Genomic DNA, 20864 nt, shown 5'->3' on the forward strand with positions numbered 1-20864 from the left:
GGTTTATCTTTCCACTTCAGCGACTTCCTTAGGTACACCTGCTGTCAAGACTTCATGACCTGTTGATGTTACCAAAACATCATCCTCAATCCGAATACCGATACCAACCCAACGTGGATCTGTCTGTGGCTGGTCTTCTGCGAGCTTGGTATCTGGGACAATATAAAGTCCTGGTTCTACCGTCAGCACCTGACCTGGTTGTAAAATCTGCGGGTTATCGTCACCATGCTGATAAACACCCACATCATGAACATCTAAACCTAACCAATGACCAGTACGATGCATATAGTACGGCTTGTATTTTTCTTCTTCGATCAGCTTGTCGATTTCACCTTTAAGGATACCAAGTTCAACTAAGCCTTCTGTCAGGACGCGTACGGCTGTATCGTGAATTTGTTTGTAGGGGTTACCTGGTTGGACTTGGGCGATCGCTTGCTTTTGTGCTTCCAAAACAATCTCATAAAGTCTCTTTTGTTCTGGGGTAAATTTGCCACCTACCGGAAATGTACGCGTGATATCGGAGTTGTAATAACCATAAGCACAACCAGCATCAATCAGCAGCAACTCCTTGTCCTGCATTTTTCGGTCATTTTCAATGTAGTGCAGAATGCAGGAATTCACCCCAGAAGCAACTATTGAGGGGTAAGCTGGTCCAAGGGCACCCCGGAGGCGAAAGATATGTTCAATCTCTGCTTGAACTTCGTACTCGTAGCGCCCTGGTTGTGTAAATTTCATGGCGTGATTGTGTGCTTCAACTGCAATATCAGCAGCTTTCTGCATCAACTCCAATTCTGCTTGACTTTTCATTAATCGCATGCTGTGCAGAATTGGACCAGTATCTTCAATCGCAATTGGTCCTGTACCGCGCTTGGGATAAGTCCGCATCAAACGCTGCCAATGATTAAGGATTGTGTCGTTGAAAGTGCGATCGCGTCCTAGATGGTAATATATCCGATCAGCTTTTTCCAAATACTGTGGCAATTTTTCATCGAGTTCGGCAATAGGGTAAGCAACCGATGCACCATACACTTGTTTTGCCGCTTCTACCCCACAGCGATAACCACTCCAGACTTCTTTCTCTCTATCTTTAGGTTGGACAAACAACACAAACCGATGTTCTGGGTGTGATGGTGCTAAAACTGCTACTGCTTGCGGTTCGTTAAACCCAGTCAGATAGTAAAAGTCGCTGTCTTGCCGAAAAGCGTATTCAACATCATTGTGCATAACGGCTGTTGGCGCGCTACGAAAGATTGCAGTCCCATTGCCAATTTTTGACATCAATTGCTCACGGCGCTGCTGGTATTCTGCCTGCATCATTCTAATGGTGTTTCTTTATTAATTATTGTTTCAAAAGTACTCAAAACTATAAGTTTCTCTAGTTAGTTTGTACTTACTTTCATCCAGACCTATTATATACTCTTTGATAAATTCTTTGTAGTTTCTATACCTCAAGTATGATTATATTTGCTTGATGTATTAATTCATATAGAGTAATAAATAATACCATTGACTCAGAGAGTGGTCACTACAGTATTGTTACTCTAGAATGAGATATGCCTTGTATTAAGTTGTACAAAACTGTTTTTTGTTCAGTAGCTCAAAAGAAGTTCCCCACTCAGGCGATAGATAAGAATGGCTAAATTTCCCATCATCGAATACGAGCAACTCAGCGATTCCAACGTCAAAGCGATATATGAAGAGATTCAGGTTGAACTTGGATTTGGCATAGTGCCAAATTTATTTAAATCAATGGCAATCAACCCTAGGATATTGGAAGCGAATTGGAAGAAATTTCGCAGCACTATCCTCAAAGGAGATGTTCCACGCACACTCAAGGAAATGCTAGGAATTGCTATTTCCCAAGCTAATAGTAGTCCTTATGCACTGAATGTCCATTTGCATGGATTATCATCATTAGGCATGAGCGAAGAAGTTTTAAGAACCCTAGTTTCAGATTTCGCAGCCTGTCCGCTTCCTGAACGTGAAAAAGCAGTGATCGGCTTTGGCTTGAAAGCCGCGACTGAACCGCACGCACTCACGAGTAAAGATTACCAACACCTCTATGACTTAGGTTTAGACGATTCTGAAATATTTGAGATTGTCGCCACAGCAGACTTATTTACAAGTGTCAATAAATATACGGATTCAATTTCATTAGAAATTGATACATTATGACTTTTCTTCCCGTCTCTATTGGTAGTAGGCTGGAACAACAAGATTATCAACAACTGTTGTTCCTTTCCCGTCGCCTGCTTGCTGAAGCCCAAGCGCTTTCCAGTAGGATCGCAGCTGTTAATGAAATTGCGATCGCCATCAATCGTTCGCTGAAGCTGGATGAGATTTTGCGGGTTGTTAGTAAACAAGCAAAATGGTTGCTAGACTTCGAGCATTGTAGCGTTTGCCTGCGCGATACGACTAACGGTTCTTGGCGTATCGTGACGCTGTTTGGTTCTACTGTCGAAGTCAAGTTTTCTGACACAACACAAATGGGTGTCGTTGGTATGAGTCTGAAAACAGGTCAAGCCCGACTCATTCATGAAAACTCTACAAGCGGTTTTCTTAGCCAGTACCAATCGCAGATCATCATTCCTTTGGAATGTGATCATCGGGTGCTTGGTACGATCAACTTTGCCACCTCAGCACCAAAAACTTACACTCAAGAAGATTTACGCATTGGCTATTTACTAGGCGTGCAATTATCAGCAGCCATCCGTAATGCTGAACGTTTTGAAGAGTTAAATCGGCTGTATCTTGAACTAGAAAAAGAAAAACGCAAGACAGAGGAATTGCTTTTGAATATACTACCAATAGATATTGCCTCTGAACTCAAGCAGACTGGTGCTGTTAAGCCTGTCTATTATGAATCTGCCTCTGTTCTGTTTACAGACTTTAAGAATTTTACTAAGTTATCAGAACAGTTGACTCCACAAGAATTGGTTGATGAACTAGATTATTGTTTCTCTTGTTTTGACCAATTTATTGAAGCACATAACTTGGAAAAATTGAAAACAATTGGTGACAGTTATATGTGTGTTGGGGGAATTCCAAATCACAACAAAACTCATGCCATTGATGCTGTACTAGCTGCTATCAATATTCGCACTTTTATGGAATGGCGTAAAAAAGAAAAGGCGTTTTTAAATCAACCATATTGGGATATTCGTATTGGTATTCATTCCGGACCGTTATTAGCAGGTGTGATTGGACGTAAGAAGTTTGCTTACGATGTTTGGGGTGACACTGTTAACACAGCTTCGAGAATGGAATCATCTGGTCTGACTGGAAGTATTAATATTTCTCTCTCAACTTTTGAGTTAATTAAAGATTTTTTTATAGTTGAATCTAGAGGCAAAGTTAATGCCAAAAATAAGGGCGAAATTGATATGTATATTGTTAATGGTATTAAAGATAGTCTCGCTGTAGATCCAACAGGTTTATTACCAAATAAGGAATTTAATCAATTGTATTTTGCTATCCAACCAGAAACAGATACATTAATTGAAGAGGATTTTATTGATCAAAAAACGTGTTGTCCTAATCATTGAATTAGTGTAAAGAACTAAACAGGGCTAAACTTCTTTACTCATCTTTTTCAACTAAAGTTGCAATCGTTTGCACAAGCATTTTTGGCTCGATTGGTTTAGAAAGATGCTGTTGAAATCCAGCTGCCAGTGCCTGCTGGCGGTCAATTTCCCCGGCATACGCAGTGAGGGCGATTGCCACAATCTGCTTACCTTGTAATATTGCCTGCATTTGTTGCATCAGCATATAACCATCCATCTCTGGCATTCCGATGTCACTGACTAGTACGTCGGGTTTAGATCGGGCTAGAACATCCAATGCAGCTAAAGCCGACGGTACAGAGGTGACGATCGCTCCCGCGTGTTCCAGAACAAAAGCAATTAACTCACGAGTGTCTACCTCATCGTCAACAACAAGCACCCGAACATTTGAAAGTGGTAAGGCGGGAGGGGTCAGCGATACAGCAGTTTGTTCATCCTTTGTCCCACGATGTTCATTTCTTAGCAATGGCAAGTTGACGGTAAATGTTGCCCCCTTTCCTTCGCCTGGACTCTCGGCTTGAATCGTACCTCCGTGCAGTTCAACAATTTGCCGTGCGATCGCCAGCCCCAACCCCAATCCGCCAAATTTGCGGGTTGTTGCTGCATCCTCTTGTCGGAAATGTTCAAAGACATAAGGCAGAAAGTTAGGATTAATCCCAATTCCTGTATCGCTCACTTGAATTTGGGCATGAGTTTCAGTTTGGGTTAATGTAACTGTAATTTGACCTCCTTGAGGCGTAAATTTGACTGCATTGGATAAAAGATTCCACACCACCTGCTGCAACCGCCCTGCATCTGCGCTAATCGTTCCAATCGCGGGTGAAAGTGTCGTCTGAATTTCCAGTGACTTAGCAACTGCTGCTAATCGAACGGTTTCTAAAGCGGCCCAGATGACTGCACCCAAATCGACGGGCATCACATTCAAACTGAGTTTACCGCGTAGAATGCGAGAGATATCAAGCAAATCCTCAATGAGTTGCACCTGTAGCTTGGCGTTGCGCTCAATGGTTTCCAGTGCATAAGCGGTTTTTGCCGCATCCAATCTGCCGTTGCGAAGCAAAGTAGTCCAACCTAAGATAGGGTTGAGGGGCGATCGCAACTCATGAGACAGCACTGCCAAAAACTCATCTTTAATTCGGTTTGCGTTTTCGGCGGCTTCTCGTGCAGTTTGTTCTCGTTGCAGGATTTGTTCTCGTTCGGCTTCAATGCGCTTGCGATCGCTGACATCTTTGAAAAGTATGGCGACTTTTTGGCTTTTCGGCTGCCCAACGCGGAACGCATAAACATCGAACCAACGGTTCATCGCTTCGGAGCCATTTTCAAACCGGAGGGATTCGCCCGTCAGCGCGACTTTGCCGTAAATCTCAACCCAGTGATCTTCGAGATTCGGAACTAACTGACGCGCCGTTTTACCCTCTGCCTGTTCGAGTCCCGTTTGTTTCTCGAATGCTGGATTGGTTTCTAAAAAGCGGTAATCGAGCGGCGTATCGTTTTCATCATACAGCATTTCGATGACGCAAAAGCCTTCGTCAATCGACTCAAACAGCGTTCGATAGCGTTCCTCAGATCGGCGCGAGGCTTCTTGTGCTTGTTTGCGATCAGTGATATCAATGATAAATTCCACGCCTTCTTCGGCGTTGAGGCGCGTTGCGGCAAACAATGCCCACCAGCGGGAGCCGTCCTTGCGGATGTATTCCTTTTCGTAAGGCGTTGTGTACCCGTTTGATATAAACTCCTCGACCGCTCGCACCGAATGCGGCATCCACTCTGGCGGGGTCATTTTGTTCCACCGCACCCGTCCTTGCTCTAAATCTTCACGGCTGTAACCGCTCATGCACAGAAAAGCGTCGTTGGCATCCGTAATAAAACCGTCTGTTTTGAAGAAAATGACACCCACCGTTTCGATAGCGATCGCCCGGCGCAGTCGTTCCTCGGATTCGCGCAACGCCAATTCCGCGCGCTTGCGTTCGCTGATGTCAAACGATACGCCCACCAAGCGGATTGCTTGTCCTGCGTCGTTATAGAAAAATTGTCCAAACTCGGCAAGCCAAACCACCTGCCCATTATCTGCTCGAATAATCCGATGTTCACAACGGTACAACGTCTGGTTCTGTTGGGCTTGCTCGATCGCCTGCATGGTTCGGTCTAACTCTTCTGGATGCAATCGTGAATGCCATAGTTCAATCATCGCTTCACCAGAAAGCACTGGCTCGTAACCTAGTAGCCGGAAGTGTTGCTCATTCCAGATCGCGCGTCCGGTTTGCAGGTTCGCATCCCAAGTACCCATGCCTGCACCACTTGTCGCTAGGCTGAGGCGTTCCTCACTCTGGCGTAATTCGGTTTCTGCTTGCTTGCGATCGCTAATGTCGCTCGAAACCCCCAAAATCTGACGAGGAATTCCCTCTGCTGTGCGATTAAAGACAACGCTTTGAGAATTGAACCAACGGTAGCTACCATTTGCATGACGAGCTCGGTATTCAATTGTGTTCACCATCCCGTCGGTTGCGGCACGAAATGTCTCAAGGTAGGCAGATAAATGCGGGATGTCGTCTGGGTGAATGATCCTGGCAAGCACGTCTTTTCCCATCACCTGAAGTTGCTCAGACGTATAGCCCAATAAATCTGTAATTTGACGGCTGGTATAAACGCTTTGCTGTTCGATTAAATCATGCACAAACAGAATTCCAGGCATGGCTTCAATGATCTGCTGACTGTAGTGCAGACTCTCTTGTAGCTGTGCTTCTATCTGTTTGCGTGCCGTAATGTTTTCAAACGACAGTCCTAAGCATTGATTGGGCAGCGCAAACGCTTTCAAGCTATAAATGCCTGCGGTAACCCCATCATCGCTGTAGGAAACTTCGCCTAAATCCAACGGTTGCCCGGTCTGCACTACAGTTATGTAATGCTCTACCAGTGGCGATTGCAGCAGCATTGAGAAGTTTTGAGCCATCGTCGTTCCAATCAACGACTCAAAATCAACACCTGTGACTTCAGTAGCAGCAGGATTGGCAATTAACAACCGAAAAGAGCCAGGATCGTTGGGGTCTTCAAGTTGCCAAACCACGATGCCAACTTGAGTACTGCGAACCACATCGGCATAGAGTTGAATTTGACGGTGGGCGCTTTCTCGGCGCGATCGCCCAAGTTCTAAATTAGCCGCAACACGGGCAAGCAGTTCGCGAGTGCTAAAGGGCTTGATCAAATAATCATCAGCACCGGTTTGCAATCCTTCGACTGTCGATTCTTCTCCTGCACGAGCAGACAGCAGCAAAATCGGAATTTCGCGAGTTTTCGGTGAAGCCCGCAATTGTCGCAGCAACTCAAAGCCATCCATTCCTGGCATCATCACATCGCTGAGTACTAAATCAGGTGTGCAGGTGTGAATAGATACCAATGCAGTTTCGCCATCTGCAACCACGTCTACCTCATAGAACTGGCTGAGGATGCCATGCAGGTAACCTCGCATATCAGCATTGTCATCGACCAGCAGAATCCGGGCAGAGGGGCGGGGGGGCACAGAGGCACACAAGAGAGTTTCTTGCTCCCCCTCTTCTTTGGGTAGCCAGCTTAAAGCTTCCTCGACATAAGAGATTGCACCAGAAGCAGTGGAGGTTTGGGTGCGGCTGGCGTTGAGGCACTCAAGCGGCAAATGAGCCGTTCCGATCGGCAACCGAACGGTAAAGGAACTGCCCTGACCTAGCGTACTGTTAACAGCGATCGCCCCACCATGCAGCTGGACTAATTCCTGAACCAACGATAGCCCAATGCCCGTTCCCTCCAAGGTGCGTCCGCGTGCGCCTGCGACTCGATGAAACCGCTCAAATAACCGGGGAATCTCGTCTGCCGGAATGCCAGTACCTGTATCGCCCACTACCAGTTCTACTTGGTCGCCAATCGAACGCACAGAAACCGCAATTTCTCCCTCAAACGTGAACTTGAACGCATTCGAGAGCAGATTTAACACAATCTTCTCCCACATTTCGCGATCAACATAAATGGGTTCTGGCAAGGGAGGGCAATCGACGGTTAATTGCAGTCCGGCTTGCTCAACGGCTGAGCGAAAAATACTCGCCAGTTCTGCGGTATGCGTAGCTAAATCGGTTGGCTCATAGCAAGCTATAGTGCGTCCGGCTTCAATGCGCGAGAAATCTAACAGGGTGTTGACAAGCTTGAGTAGGCGCGTTCCATTGCGCTGCACCATCTCTAATTGCGATCGCGCTTTTGCAGGTAAAATTCCCTCTAATTCCGTTAATGTCTGCTCTAGTGGAGACAGCATCAGCGTCAGTGGTGTGCGAAATTCGTGGCTGACGTTGCTAAAAAAGGTGGTTTTTGCCCGATCAAGTTCTGCCAGGGCTTCCACTCGCTTGCGTTCTTCTTCATACGCACGAGCATTGGCTATCGCCGTCGCAACCTGCCCCGCAACAAGTTCTAAAAAGCCGCGATACTCCGAGTTCAGCGCCAGGTAGGGACTGGGACCCACAACTAAAAATCCTGTGATGCCTTCTTGCGTTTGGGCAGGGATTGGTAAAATTAAGGCAGTGTTGGGCAGTTCTGGTTGCGCCTCGGCATCTAGTCCAAAATCATCTCGCAAATTGCTCACGAACTGCGGCTCAAGAGTCTGCATCACCTGGGCAAATGCCCACACTCCAGCGACATCCTGACGGCAATCGACGGTAGTTAAATTCAGGGGAGAGTCTGCTGCTAGTCCGGTTTCACTCACCTGCTGGGCAAAAGTTTGTTGACTGTTGAGCAGGTACAACAGGGCAAACGGAATATCAGCGCGATTGCTGGCTAAGGTGTTGATCGCCACTTGCCCTGCCGCTTGAACGGTTCGCACTCTTGTGGTATTGACTGCCAGTTCACGTAAAGTATGGAGACGGCGCTCTCCCAAAACCCGTTCGGTTGTTTCTGTCACCGTGCAAAGAATGCCGCCGATCTCACCACCTTCATCCCGAATGGCACTGTAGGAAAACGAGAAATACGTTTCCTCGTCATAGCCGTAGCGACGAATAATGAACCGCATGTCAACAGACTTGACCGCTTTGCCCGTGTTGTAAACACGCCCAATCAGGCGCTCAACCGTTTCCCACGCTTCTGACCAGCAATCGCTCATTCGCTGCCCCAATGCTTTCGGGTGTTTACTCCCTAACATGGGTACATAGGCATCGTTGTAGAACTGCACCAACTCGGTTCCCCAACAAATCAGCATCCCAAAAGCAGATTCCAGGCAGATACTTACCGCCGTTCGTAAGCTAGGCGACCAGCCCTCGACCGCGCCCACCGGAGTCGTTGTCCAATCGAACGACCGAATGAGTGCTCCCATCTCACTGTCGTTGACGAAGCTGAATTCAGAGACCGACGCCGGTTCTTGAGCCACAGTTCCTACTCCCAGCCATATTTCCTCAGTAAGGCTTGTCCCGAATCACCCAGTTGGTGCAGCAAGGTTGAAATCTGCTTCCGTGCCAAGGGGAGGGGTCGGGTTCGTCGATTCTCCCAACGGTTGACACTATGAAATGACACGCCTAACTTGGCAGCGAGCTCAGCTTGAGAAAGGTGCAGCAACTGTCGAGTTTCCCGAATCAACGCCGCAATTTCTAATTGTTCCACGACTACCATTGAGTTCAGTCCTCTCGATTTGAACTGACAAAACTATAGCAGGTGCGATCTGTGAAAATATCTATCAGAAGATATAGATAAATCGTATCCTGCGGCACGCTACGCTTTGCGCATACGCCGGATTCGTGCGCGTACTCTGTAGCAGAGCCGCACCCCGAGGGCAGCCGAAGCTGAAGCGGAAACCTCATAAATAAATTTAGCGGACGTGTTACTAGACTACTTGAAGCAGATTTGATATCACTCAATCTTGCCATTTTCCAACAATTTACTAGTCGCATTGACAACAATCTGCGCTGAACCCGCAAAAAACTCGCGATCGATAGTTGCTGGTACATCACTGGGTTGGTGATAATGGGCAGTCCGTAGATTTGCGGTATCAGTGACCAAGACTGCCCCCACTCCTTGATACCAAAATGGAGCATGATCGCTGCGTAGAGTATCAGGTGTTAGTAAGCCTTTGAGGGGTATTGGGAGTGTGAGCACAGATGGTAAAATTGATCCCCCGGTAGTTGCCTTATTAAAGGAGATTGCTGGGAGTTTCTCTGAATTTTGAAAAGCATTCAGCAGTCGTAAATGTTCTGTATCGCCTACCACTGCTAAAAAGTCACCCTTATCACTGGGTGGCGTCACTGGTAAAGTAGTTGGGTATTTTTGACAGCCAGGAGTGTGACAAGCATAACCCACCATATCCATAATAATAACGCCTTGTAAGTTTTCCAGATGTTTCTTGTTTGTCACAAAAGCTTTACTTCCTAAAAGTCCTGCTTCCTCCTTATCGAAAAAGGCGAGTTGCAACGTTCTGGGGGTGGGACGCGAAGCAAAAAGTCGGGCAAGTTCCAGAGTGACAGCAACACCAGTTGCGTTGTCATCTGCACCAGGAGAGATATAAACAGTGTCATAATGAGCGCCTACTAATATTGCTCCTGCATCTTTCTCAGTTCCTGGTTTTTCCGCGAAGATGTTGACACCATCTGGGAATTTTTCTAGCTTGGGTTTCCAGCCCATTTTTTTGAGTTCAGTTGTGATGTAGGCGCGAGTGCGCGATCGCTCTGGTGGTGTATTTCGTGTAAAATTTAACCTGAGAATATGGGCAAACAGCTTATCACTAGAAACTTGTAATGAATCAGAAATGGGGGGATGCAAAGACGCAGAAAAATTTTCTGTCTGTGTATCTTCGCGTTTTATTGTCTGTGTATCTTCCCCTCTTGGTGTGTTTGTATCTTTATTTGCACTCAGAGGATTGTTAACTCTAATACTATAAATAACTGACTCCCGATGCTGTTTAATAAACACGTTAGTCGCTACTATAACAACTATTGTCACGAGTAGCATAAGTAACAGCCAAAACCGTTTTTTCATCATCTCATCAAAAAGGTTAGGGGAGAGTACTCACTCCTGACATAGGATAGCGCAAACACTAAGTTTGACATCGTGTCTTTTGACAGAAGAACTCACTTCATGTAAAGTTCCTCATGAAACTTTTCAATTTTCAGTTATGCTCAAAAAAATTTTTCTAGCATCTACTGCATTAATTTGCCTAACGGTACTGGGAAACAGTTTAACAATTGCCAGAGGTGACACTCCAAATAGTAATGCTACAAATCCTCACAAGACAATGGAAATTTCTCCAGGTCAACCTGTACCCTCAGTTGACTTAGTTGTGCATCAAGATACCAAGAAAGGATGGAATTTGGAGGTAAAAGTGACTAACTTTCGCTTCGCACCAGAAAACGTTAATACAACACCTAAACCTGGAGAAGGTCACGCTCATCTTTCTGTAAATGGACAAAAGCTTACCAGGTTGTACAGTAACTGGTACTATTTAGAAAAATTGCCGCCTGGTAAAAACCGCATTACTGTTAGTTTAAATACGAACACTCATGAAGCTTTGATTTTTAACGGAAAATTGATTCAAGACACTGAGATTATAGACATTCCTGCAAAAAGTATCCAGAAATATTAGGAAGAATTAAGTGACAAAAGTATCAAAAAAAAATAAAAAATTTAGTATTTTTTCGCGTAAGTAGATAAGCGTAATTAATTCGTAGATAGTAGTAGTGCGAGCGTCTCGCTCGCGGGCAAGATGCCCGCACTACATCTTATATTTAATTAAACTCATTACTTATCTTCTTTAATTTCATTTTTTATTTTTTATAACTGCTTAATAACTGATGATAAATTTATTACTCATCCTAGCTCTTGGATTCCTAGGAAGTTTTGGACATTGCGTTGGCATGTGTGGTCCCTTGGCAGTTGCGTTTTCCCTATCTCATAAGCAGGAAACTCCCCGTTGGCGACAGCAATTGCAGTTTCACACATTACTAAACTTGGGACGGATGTTGAGCTATGTTCTCGTTGGTGCTGGGATTGGGGCACTTGGTTCGGTTTTGCTTGCCAGTGGACAAATGGCAGGAATTGGTAGCCAAGTACGCCATTGGATAGCGATTATTACTGGCATTTTGCTGATTTGGTTTGGTATTGGACAAATAAAACCTGACTTTCTGCCTCGAATTCCATTGCTGCACCCTCTTGTACAAGGTCGTTTACAAAACTACCTCAGTCAAGGAATGATTAAGCTTTCTCTACAAACTAAATGGTGGACACCAGCGCTTTTGGGTATGACTTGGGGTTTAATGCCTTGTGGTTTTCTGTACACTGCTCAAATTAAAGCTGCGGAAACTGGCAATTGGTGGATGGGTGCAGCAACAATGCTGGCATTTGGCATCGGAACTTTGCCTACAATGTTAGGTGTGGGTGTGTCTACATCGTTGGTTAGTAAAGACAGGCGCAGTCAATTGTTTCGCATGGGTGGTTGGGTAACTCTCACAATTGGTGTGCTAACTCTGTTGCGGACTGGCGACACAATGGTAGATTACACCGGACATGGAGCGTTAGTTTGTTTAATTCTGGCGCTTGTTGCTCGTCCCATCAGCAACTTGTGGGCAGCACCTTTGCGTTATCGTCGTGCGTTGGGAGTCGGTGCTTTTGTGTTGTCTTTGGCTCACACTGTCCACATGATGGAACATTCACTGCAATGGAATTTTGCAGCCTTTTTGTTCTTGCTACCAGATTATCAGGTGGGCATGGCTTTGGGTGCTGTAGCACTAGCGCTGATGACTCCCCCTGCCCTCACCAGTTTTGACCGTTTGCAGAAGTCTTTAGGCAAGCGCTGGCGAGCAATTCATTTGTTAAGCGTGCCAGCTTTACTATTAAGCACGATTCATGCTGTGATAATTGGCTCCCACTATTTGGGTTCTTCTCAAGTTACCTGGGAGAATAAATTAGCGGCAGTGCTTCTGGGAATTGTCACCTTGGTTGTGTTGCTGGTGCGTTGGCGCTTTTTCTGGTCAATGTTGTCTTTACAGAAATTTTATGTTCCCTCAAAAAAGTCCTAGGAAAAGATGTGATCCCTCCAACCCCCGACAGGGGTTGAGCGCAGCAAAGAGGAGTCTAAAAAAACAAGTATTACTACTCTTTGTATTTGTTCTATTTTTAACTATAGCTTCCCCAGCCATTGCTCACAAGGTCAAGACTGAAGGAGTTGTTGGCGCGACCTTACACGTAGAACCAAATGATAACCCCCGCGCCGGAGAGCCAGCAAAAACCTGGTTTGCTCTGACTCGTAAAGGTGGAAAAGTTATCCCTTTAGCGGAGTGTAATTGTCAATTAGCTGTTTACGCTGAGCCTCACTCAGCCAGTGAACCACCACTCATCGAACCGCCCTTACAAGCTGTTTCGGTAGAACGGTTTCAAGGCATACCTGGTACGGAAATAACTTTTCCTAGACCGGGAGCGTATCAGCTACAACTGAGTGGTAAACCTAAAGATGGAAAGAGTTTCCAGCCATTTGAGCTAAAGTTTCCAGTTACCGTGGCAGTTGGTTCAGCAACAAATAATAATGTACAAGAATCACAAACTGTGCAGAATGTCAATCAAAGTGTCACCGAAGAGCGAACTCAGGGAGTGCCATTTTGGGCGATCGCCCTCTCAGTTCTTTTAGCAGTTGGTGTTTTTTTCGGGGTACTGCGAATGGTGAAGAAGAGGGAAGGCGGATGAGGACGATGAGAAAGTGAGAGAGTGAGGGAGTGTGAGAAAATATGCCTCCTTCGCTTTTTATCTCCTCCACTTCTCATCCTCCTGATCTTCCTCACTCTACTGATGACGTTTCTGGTGCCACTGCCAAGCGTGAGTGATAATTTCCTCAACAGAAGAATATTGTGGATGCCAGCCTAGGATTTTTCGGGCTTTGTCGCCACTACCAATGAGTGCTGGTGGATCACCGGGACGGCGATCGCACTCTACAACTTTGATATCTCTTTGTGTCACTTCCCTGGCAGTTTCAATAACTTCTTTGACTGAGAAGCCGTTACCATTTCCTAAGTTAAACACTTCGCTGTCGCCACCCTTCAACAAATATTCCAATCCCAAAACGTGGGCGGATGCTAAGTCGGTAACATGAATATAATCCCGAATACACGTTCCATCAGGCGTGGGGTAATCAGTGCCGAAAACTGAGATGGATTCGCGCTTACCTAACGCTGTCTGCAACACAAGGGGAATTAAATGGGTTTCTGGGTTGTGGTCTTCCCCCAATAAGCCATTGGGATCGGCACCAGCAGCGTTAAAATAGCGGAACCGCACCGATTTCAAATCGTAAGCAGCATGAAAATCAGAGAGAATTCGCTCTACCATGAGCTTGCTAGCACCATAGGGGTTAATTGGGTTCTGGGGATGGTCTTCGGGAATTGGCACCACTTCCGGTACCCCGTATGTTGCACAAGTAGAAGAAAATACAAATTTCTTAACAGACGCTGCGAGCATCGCTTCTAACAAAGTCAAAGTGCCGACAACGTTGTTGCGGTAATACTTTGCAGGATCGCTAACAGATTCCCCAACATACGCATAAGCCGAAAAGTGCATCACGGCGGCGATGTTGCGTGTATTGAATAGATTATCCAATAGGGGGCGATCGCCAGTATCTCCCACTACAAGTTCTACCTGTAAAACTTTTTCAACCAAATCCCGGTGTCCGTAAACGAGATTATCGAGTATTATCACGTCAAAACCTGCTTGTTTAAGGGCAAGCACTGTGTGGGAGCCGATATATCCAGCGCCCCCTGTCACCAAAATAGTGGGTTTTCCAGGCGACATAGTTTATCCTTTTGACTTGATTGATTTGATGACTACTAGAATTAATTTAATTTACAGGAGGTAGGTTAATAATCTGGAATATTACTGATAGTAGACGCAGTTGTAAAAAATTGCTCTAAAATCACTACGATGGTTCTCGTGGTGTGAGGGGACCCACCCCCGTGCGGAGGTTCCCCTCCGCCCTTGGGGAGTGGCGTTGTGAGGTATTTGAAGTCAGATAACAGTACGATTACAATTTGACGGTACAATAACCCCACTGCCCAAAACCTATAAAACCGACCGCAAAAAAGGATTTGAGAGTTAATCGATTTATGTTTGTACTGTTAAGTCGGGTCTTACTGTGGTTACTTGTTGGCACTATCATATACAGCTTGTTCCAGAGATTTTATCCCTCAGGGACTTTTGTCGGGAGACTAATCTTAGTCATTCTGTTACTTGTGGTACTGCTGTCGTTCATTAACCCGAATGAACCAGCTGTTGCTTCATTGTGGGGGGTAGTGTCGTTTCCACTTAAACCTCTGGGAGCATCTATCTTGCTGATGATTTTTGCAGCACAGAGGATGAAAAGCGGAGGAACGCTGGATAAACCAGGAGGATACTTAATCGGTTGGGCGCTGACAATTTTGTTGTTAGCGAGTACACCGGCTGTCGCTTACTTCCTAGTTCGCTCACCAATCGCAATGGTGGGTCAACCATACTTAGCCAATCAGGAAATTATCCAAAATGTGCGGCTAGCTTCGTCTATGGTACCAGCAACACCAACATCTGAGACACTTGTTGCATTAGGACAAGATACTAGCGTAGCCAGCGATGGTATCATCTATGCCTCAAGAATGTCTGACATCAAAACAACACCATACCTGTTGCAAACTCCACAAGCTATTAGAACAAGGGGGTTGAGGTTAGAAGATTTTGTACCCAATGCGGAAACACTCCAAATAACAACCCGAGTCTGGGAAAGTTATCTTAATCAGATATACACTTTCCTACGTGGTCGTTAGGTGTAGATTTCCAAAATGAGTACTCGTAAGGTCAGTCTCGTGGCTGACCTTATTCTTTTCCAGAACGGCAAAGTTTACGCTCATTGGCACAAAAAAGATACAACATTAATGACTCGCAAAAGTTGCCGAAAAACAGTCTCAAGATGAATGTGCCAAAAAGTACTGGGACTTTAAAGTAAAATGAAAAAGATGCGTAATTCCTTGAATGGCAAATTCACGACGGCTGTCTCAGCTTCTTGCATATCTACGCCCCCATTGGCGGGAAGCAACATTTGGCATTATCGCCTTGTTGATTGTGAATGGTTTGGGTGCTTATATCCCTCTGTTGATTCGTTCTGCTATTGACCGACTCTCAGTAGAATTCAGCTTTAATCAAATCAAATATCTTGTTATACAAATTGTATTATTCACTTCAGCCATGTGGCTGATCCGAATGGCTTCTCGGATTTGGCTGTTTGGTGTGGGGCGTCAGGTGGAATCTGACCTGAAACAACGGATTTTTGAACACTTACTCAAACTGGAACCGTCGTATTTTGCGACTAATACCGCAGGCGATTTGATTAGTCGGGCGACAAGCGATGTGGACAATATCCGCCGGCTATTCGGTTTTGCGCTCTTGAGTTTGGCAAATACTTTATTTGCCTACATTTTCACTTTACCAGTCATGCTGGCACTAAGTGTGGATCTGACATTAACCTCACTAGCAGTCTATCCTTTCATGTTTCTCTTAGTACATTTGTTTAGTGAGCGTTTACGCACAGAACAGTCCGCTGTACAGGAGAGACTATCTGACATCAGTGGACTGATTCAAGAGGATGTCAGTGGTATTGCCTTAATAAAAATTTACTCTCAGGAAGAAAACGAACGTCGTGCCTTTGCCAATCAAAATCAAGAGCTATTGCAGGCTAATTTGAAACTGGCAAAAAGTCGAAATACGGTGTTTCCACTGATTGGTGGGCTAGCCACGGTGAGTTCTTTTATCATTATCTGGTTAGGCTCCACAAGGATTGCCAATGGAAGCCTGGCTGTTAGTGATTTTATCGTACTATTCCTGTACATAGAGCGTCTCGTCTTCCCCACAGCCCTCTTAGGATTCACTATCACTGCTTACCAACGGGGTGAAGTGAGTATTGACCGCGTTGAGGCAATTCTGACTGTCACACCCAAAATAAAAGACACACGAGATACGATTCACTTACCACCCGAGCAAGTGAAAGGAGAACTCACAGCAAGAAACCTCAGCTTCACCTACCCTGGTTCCACCACTCCTGCACTCTGTGACGTTAACTTTACCATAGCTCCTAGCGAGACTGTAGCAATTGTAGGCGCTATTGGTTCAGGAAAATCAACTTTGGCAAATGCTATCCCAAGATTGTTGGATATTGAAGCGGGACAGTTGTTTTTGGATGGCGTGGACATTACTAAAATTGTCTTGGCTGATTTAAGGAGTGCGATCGCCTATGTCCCTCAAGATAGCTTTCTCTTCAGTACAACAATTAAAAATAATATTCGCTACGGCGATCCTGTGAGCCAACAACAAGAAGTGGAATACGCTGCCAAGATGGCGCAAATTCACCCAGAAATCAGCTACTTTCCCCAAGAATATGAAACCATAGTTGGGGAACGTGGCATTACTCTTTCTGGTGGTCAACGACAACGTACTGCTTTGGCTAGGGGAATATTAGTTAATGCCCCAGTGTTAATTTTAGATGATGCTCTTTCCAGTGTAGATAATCAAACAGCCACAGCCATCTTGAAAAATCTTTCTGCTGGTACGCAACGAAAAACAGTCATTTTCATCACTCATCAACTCTCTGCTGCTGCTACTGCTGACCGCATTTTTGTCATGGACAAGGGGAAAATCGTTCAAAAAGGCACCCACGTAGAACTTTTGCAGCAGCCTGGACTGTATAGAAGTTTATGGAATCAGCATCAGATAGAAGAATTATTGCATTAGACTTTTTGCAGGAGTCGGGAACAGGGAACAGGGAACAGGGAACAGGGAACAGCGAATAGGGAACAGGGAACAGAACTTCGTAAAATCTCACTTTTGTAAGAGGTGTATTTTTTATACCAGTTACGAGATAAATTGATTGGCTCTCAACAAGAATTCCCACCGTACATAAAAGAATCTCACCAAATGTTTCACGAAGCGAAGCATCACCTATTTAGTATTTTTGCAAGAGGTAACATAAAATCAACTCTTTAGGAGGATGTATTTTTCCTCAGCTTTGTATACCTCAGTGAACGCACTTGCTGAGTAGCAAACTTTAACATGCTTACCAGAAATGTTCACTTTTTTAACGACTTTTCATCTTACATAAAATATGTTTATTTTGCTTTAACTTAAATTTATAAAAAATCATGATCCCAAGAATGTTGATGAAGATTCAGTGAATCTACGGTTAAACTTCGTTTGCTTGTGGTGAGCTAGGTTTATAGTCTAATTATCGCTAAATAACCATATTTTCTTAGCTAAATATAATTGGCATAACAATGTATCAGATATCCTGCCCAACAGTTGTTGATGGTGCAACTGCCGACACTTGGGAATTGCAATTAACTGCTCACCCGTCAGTAAATTCTAAGTTGAAACGATGTTTAGACATTGTGGGGAGCATAGTAGGACTACTAATTTTATCGATTTTGTTTGTGCCAATAGCAATAGCAATTACAATCGATAGTCCTGGTCCAATTTTCTTCACACAAGAACGCTATGGACTCTACGGGCGCTCATTCCGTATCCGTAAATTCCGCTCTATGGTTTCAAACGCCGAGAAATTAAAATCTTTGGTGCAGAATGAAGCTGATGGATTAATTTTTAAAAATAAAAATGACTTCCGAGTGACAAAAGTAGGTCGCTTTTTAAGAAGTACAAGTCTAGATGAACTGCCACAGTTTTGGAACGTTCTAGTAGGCGAAATGAGTTTAGTAGGGACACGTCCACCAACGAAAGATGAAGTGTCTCAGTATAATCAACGTCACTGGCAACGCCTAAATGTTAAACCAGGTTTAACAGGTGAATGGCAAGTTAACGGTCGTTCTCATGTGAAAGATTTTGAGCAAGTTGTAGACTTAGATTTGCAGTATCAGAAGAAATGGTATCCAATGTACGACTTATTACTGATCGTAAAGACATTCTTCATGATCGTTGGTCGAGTGGGAGCTTTCTAAGGAAGCTATTAACACTATTTGGTTATTAGTTATTAATTATTCTACAACATCCGTTTCATTAAGGCTCTCACCTTCTAGCATGGGTAAGATGAGAATTCTTGGTGAGAGCGAATTAATAAATCTGGGGCACAGTAGCCCCAACGACTCCTTTTAAATGAGTTCTTGAGCAAGGGGAGATCATAGGAAATCTTACACTAGCAAGAGAGTAAACGATTCTTTATAAAGTGTGAGTACTTAAACTCTGGACTTTATCATTTGCTTTATTAAACTCTCAGTTTGGTTACAGCTATTTTTCCAGAAAAACACACATCAACATCACTGCCAGGAGTGCGATCGCGCTTGGCATATTCACCCTCATAATAAAAATCATTGCCCTCAATCCGGTAGTTGATGGGCAATGGTTTGGTACAAGGTTGACAAAACACAACTTCTGGATCTGGTTCTCCTGGAACCAGATGAGGCAAATTTACGTTCCAAAAAGTTCCCGGTTCTAGAGGACGATTGAGTAAGTCAGCTAAAACAGAACTCGTCCAACGTGCTACCAGATCCCAATCAACATTCAGCTTCTTTTTAAGATAGTGAGAAACTGCAATACCAGGAATGCCATGCATAGCTGCTTCCCTCACAGCGGCGACAGTCCCGGAAATGTAGGCATCCACGCCCATATTGCCTCCAGCATTGATTCCGGACAACACAAATTGGACATTTTTGCAAATATGCGTTATTGCAATTCTGGTGCAATCGGCAGGAGTACCTGCAATAGCATACTCGTTCTCAGAGCGACGATGGACATGAATTGGTCGAGTCGTGGTGACTTGATGTCCACAACCAGAGAGATGATCTCTGGGAGCGGCAATAATGACTTCTTTACCATTTACAGCTTTCAGGAGCGCTTGAATACCAGGAGCGTCGATCCCGTCATCGTTGGTGAGAATCAAGGTCATAGATTGTCTTGTTAGGACTTGTACAAACATAAGCAACAAGACTGATTTTGAAGCAAATTTGCTTTGAAAGCAATCGCTCAACCGGCAACAGTGTGCGTTCTTCTCAAAACAAACTTCAATACATAAGGTTAAGTTGCGAGTTACTGTTTAAAGTTGATTTTAAGTATAAAAATATTATATAGTATTTAAAAATACGGTAAATATTCCAAATTTATACTTAAAAAAAATTGATAACTAGCAACTTGAGTTACATAAATAAAGGTACCTGTACACAAGTAGTAAATGCAAGGAATATAACATAATGACATTTGCGATCTAGTAATTATTACTTAATTCAAGATTGTAAAATCCACGCCAATTGTGTAAATATTGACTAATTTTATATGCAATCAAAAGAGATGAAATAAAGATTTAAAAAAAAATCATGATTCTTTTTTAGACCTTTATAATTAATTCTCAAAGATTTTCTTAGTGTTGTAAATGTGTGCTTTGTCAAGCAACTGCTTATCAGATTGGCAATTGGATTGTTTAAGAAAGATTAAATTGAGAAATTGGTATTAATCATGCAAGTCTTAAAATCTGGGAAATCTGCCGAACAAAGATTGCGTCTTCATTTTTTAGACGGCTTACGTGGATTAGCATCTCTGTATGTGGTGATTGTCCACATAAATCGATATATGGGAGAACAAGTGCCTGTATTTTTGCAATTTATAGGCAAAACTTTAAGATATGGAAATTTTGCTGTGGCGATTTTCATTGTGCTTTCGGGTTATGTTCTGATGCTACCGGTAGCCCGTTCGCAAAACGGTTATCTTCCTGGAGGTTTGTGGGATTATATCCAACGGCGAGCGCGTAGAATCTTACCCCCTTACTATGCTGCTCTGTTTTTTAGTTTGCTAACAGCAGTCATCATATTAGGATTCATTCACTTTTTCAATTTCAAGTGGCATGAATCTCCGGAATATGGAGAATTTCATCCTTTCTTTTCCCCTATTGACGTAATCACCCACTTGCTACTCGTTCACAATCTCACGGAGTCGTAGTGACAGTGGTAGGTAATTTCCTTCTTAATCTTCACCTACCGCCAATTGAGTTTATCGCGATATTTTATGTAGTGGCTATATCACTGTCTTTACTCATTGCTTACTTGTTTTACTTAGTTTTTGAGAGACCATTTATGTCTAATTTTTTGAAAAAGCGCAAGGTAAAAGATGCAGTGAATTAATTGCAGTAAAAAGTCAAAAGTATTTTACTAATAATTAATGACTATTTTCAAATGTACGTTTACCGTCTTCGTAAAGTGTAAATTGACCAGTCTCTGGTAAGATACGTTGCCGGGGTTGGATGTAAACGTGTAAAAATTCGGCAACCCTTCGGGTTCGCAGTCGCTACAACGGGGGGAACCCCCCGAAGCT

At 44.1% G+C, this 20864-nt stretch carries 15 protein-coding genes; 9 read left to right on the plus strand and 6 right to left on the minus strand.

The window, feature by feature from the left end:
• Positions 1 to 3 precede the first annotated feature (3 nt).
• Positions 4 to 1314, minus strand: a complete 1311-nt coding sequence (locus DP116_RS02745; RefSeq protein WP_169153727.1) for an aminopeptidase P N-terminal domain-containing protein — start codon at positions 1312 to 1314, stop codon at positions 4 to 6.
• A gap of 318 nt (positions 1315 to 1632) precedes the next feature.
• Between DP116_RS02745 and DP116_RS02750 the strand changes: the two genes are divergently transcribed.
• The gene (locus DP116_RS02750) at positions 1633 to 2175 is read left to right on the plus strand and encodes a carboxymuconolactone decarboxylase family protein (protein WP_169153715.1); all 543 of its coding nucleotides are present in this window, start codon (positions 1633 to 1635) and stop codon (positions 2173 to 2175) included.
• Positions 2172 to 3545, plus strand: a complete 1374-nt coding sequence (locus tag DP116_RS02755; RefSeq protein WP_211173040.1) for an adenylate/guanylate cyclase domain-containing protein — start codon at positions 2172 to 2174, stop codon at positions 3543 to 3545. Before DP116_RS02750 ends, DP116_RS02755 begins: the two co-directional genes overlap by 4 nt.
• A gap of 34 nt (positions 3546 to 3579) precedes the next feature.
• On the opposite strand, the gene DP116_RS28435 is transcribed toward DP116_RS02755, so the two are convergent.
• The 3 genes from DP116_RS28435 to DP116_RS02790 form a co-directional block, all read right to left on the minus strand.
• Complete coding sequence (locus DP116_RS28435) at positions 3580 to 8940, minus strand: ATP-binding protein (RefSeq protein ID WP_211173041.1); 5361 nt, start codon at positions 8938 to 8940, stop codon at positions 3580 to 3582.
• A 5-nt stretch (positions 8941 to 8945) separates the two neighbouring features.
• A complete protein-coding gene (locus DP116_RS02785; protein WP_169153716.1) occupies positions 8946 to 9179 on the minus strand; it encodes a helix-turn-helix domain-containing protein in 234 nt (77 codons plus the stop codon).
• A gap of 237 nt (positions 9180 to 9416) precedes the next feature.
• Positions 9417 to 10538, minus strand: coding sequence for a M20/M25/M40 family metallo-hydrolase (locus DP116_RS02790; RefSeq protein ID WP_169153717.1), 1122 nt, complete (start codon positions 10536 to 10538; stop codon positions 9417 to 9419).
• 136 nt (positions 10539 to 10674) lie between these two features.
• On the opposite strand from DP116_RS02790, the gene DP116_RS02795 reads away from it, so the two are divergent.
• From DP116_RS02795 to DP116_RS02805, 3 genes are all read left to right on the plus strand, one after another.
• Positions 10675 to 11142 carry a hypothetical protein gene (locus DP116_RS02795; protein ID WP_169153718.1) on the plus strand — a complete coding sequence of 156 codons (468 nt, stop codon included), beginning with the start codon at positions 10675 to 10677 and terminating at the stop codon, positions 11140 to 11142.
• Between the two features lie 208 nt (positions 11143 to 11350).
• On the plus strand, positions 11351 to 12574 hold the full coding sequence (locus tag DP116_RS02800) for an urease accessory protein UreH domain-containing protein (RefSeq protein WP_169153719.1): 1224 nt from the start codon (positions 11351 to 11353) through the stop codon (positions 12572 to 12574).
• Complete coding sequence (locus DP116_RS02805; RefSeq protein WP_246275450.1) at positions 12552 to 13235, plus strand: hypothetical protein; 684 nt, start codon at positions 12552 to 12554, stop codon at positions 13233 to 13235. Before DP116_RS02800 ends, DP116_RS02805 begins: the two co-directional genes overlap by 23 nt.
• 96 nt (positions 13236 to 13331) lie before the next feature.
• Here the strand turns inward: DP116_RS02805 and galE are convergent, their stop codons facing one another.
• Positions 13332 to 14330: a UDP-glucose 4-epimerase GalE gene (gene galE, locus DP116_RS02810; protein WP_169153721.1), complete on the minus strand. Its 999-nt coding sequence runs from the start codon at positions 14328 to 14330 to the stop codon at positions 13332 to 13334.
• Between the two features lie 311 nt (positions 14331 to 14641).
• On the opposite strand from galE, the gene fraI reads away from it, so the two are divergent.
• The 3 genes from fraI (at position 14642) to DP116_RS02825 (ending at position 18505) form a co-directional block, all read left to right on the plus strand.
• Positions 14642 to 15331, plus strand: a complete 690-nt coding sequence (gene fraI, locus DP116_RS02815; protein ID WP_169153722.1) for a septal nanopore formation protein FraI — start codon at positions 14642 to 14644, stop codon at positions 15329 to 15331.
• Between the two features lie 205 nt (positions 15332 to 15536).
• Positions 15537 to 17288, plus strand: a complete 1752-nt coding sequence (locus tag DP116_RS02820) for an ABC transporter ATP-binding protein (protein ID WP_169153723.1) — start codon at positions 15537 to 15539, stop codon at positions 17286 to 17288.
• 539 nt (positions 17289 to 17827) lie between these two features.
• Positions 17828 to 18505, plus strand: a complete 678-nt coding sequence (locus tag DP116_RS02825) for a sugar transferase (RefSeq protein WP_169153724.1) — start codon at positions 17828 to 17830, stop codon at positions 18503 to 18505.
• Positions 18506 to 18768: 263 nt separating this feature from the next.
• Here DP116_RS02825 and surE read toward each other — a convergent pair whose 3' ends face one another.
• On the minus strand, positions 18769 to 19449 hold the full coding sequence (gene surE / locus DP116_RS02830) for a 5'/3'-nucleotidase SurE (RefSeq protein WP_169153725.1): 681 nt from the start codon (positions 19447 to 19449) through the stop codon (positions 18769 to 18771).
• Positions 19450 to 20012: 563 nt separating this feature from the next.
• Here surE and DP116_RS02835 point away from each other — a divergent pair.
• A complete protein-coding gene (locus DP116_RS02835; protein WP_339381588.1) occupies positions 20013 to 20492 on the plus strand; it encodes an acyltransferase family protein in 480 nt (159 codons plus the stop codon).
• Positions 20493 to 20864 lie beyond the last annotated feature (372 nt).

This window comes from Brasilonema bromeliae SPC951, from assembly GCF_012912135.1.
GTDB lineage: Bacteria > Cyanobacteriota > Cyanobacteriia > Cyanobacteriales > Nostocaceae > Brasilonema > Brasilonema bromeliae.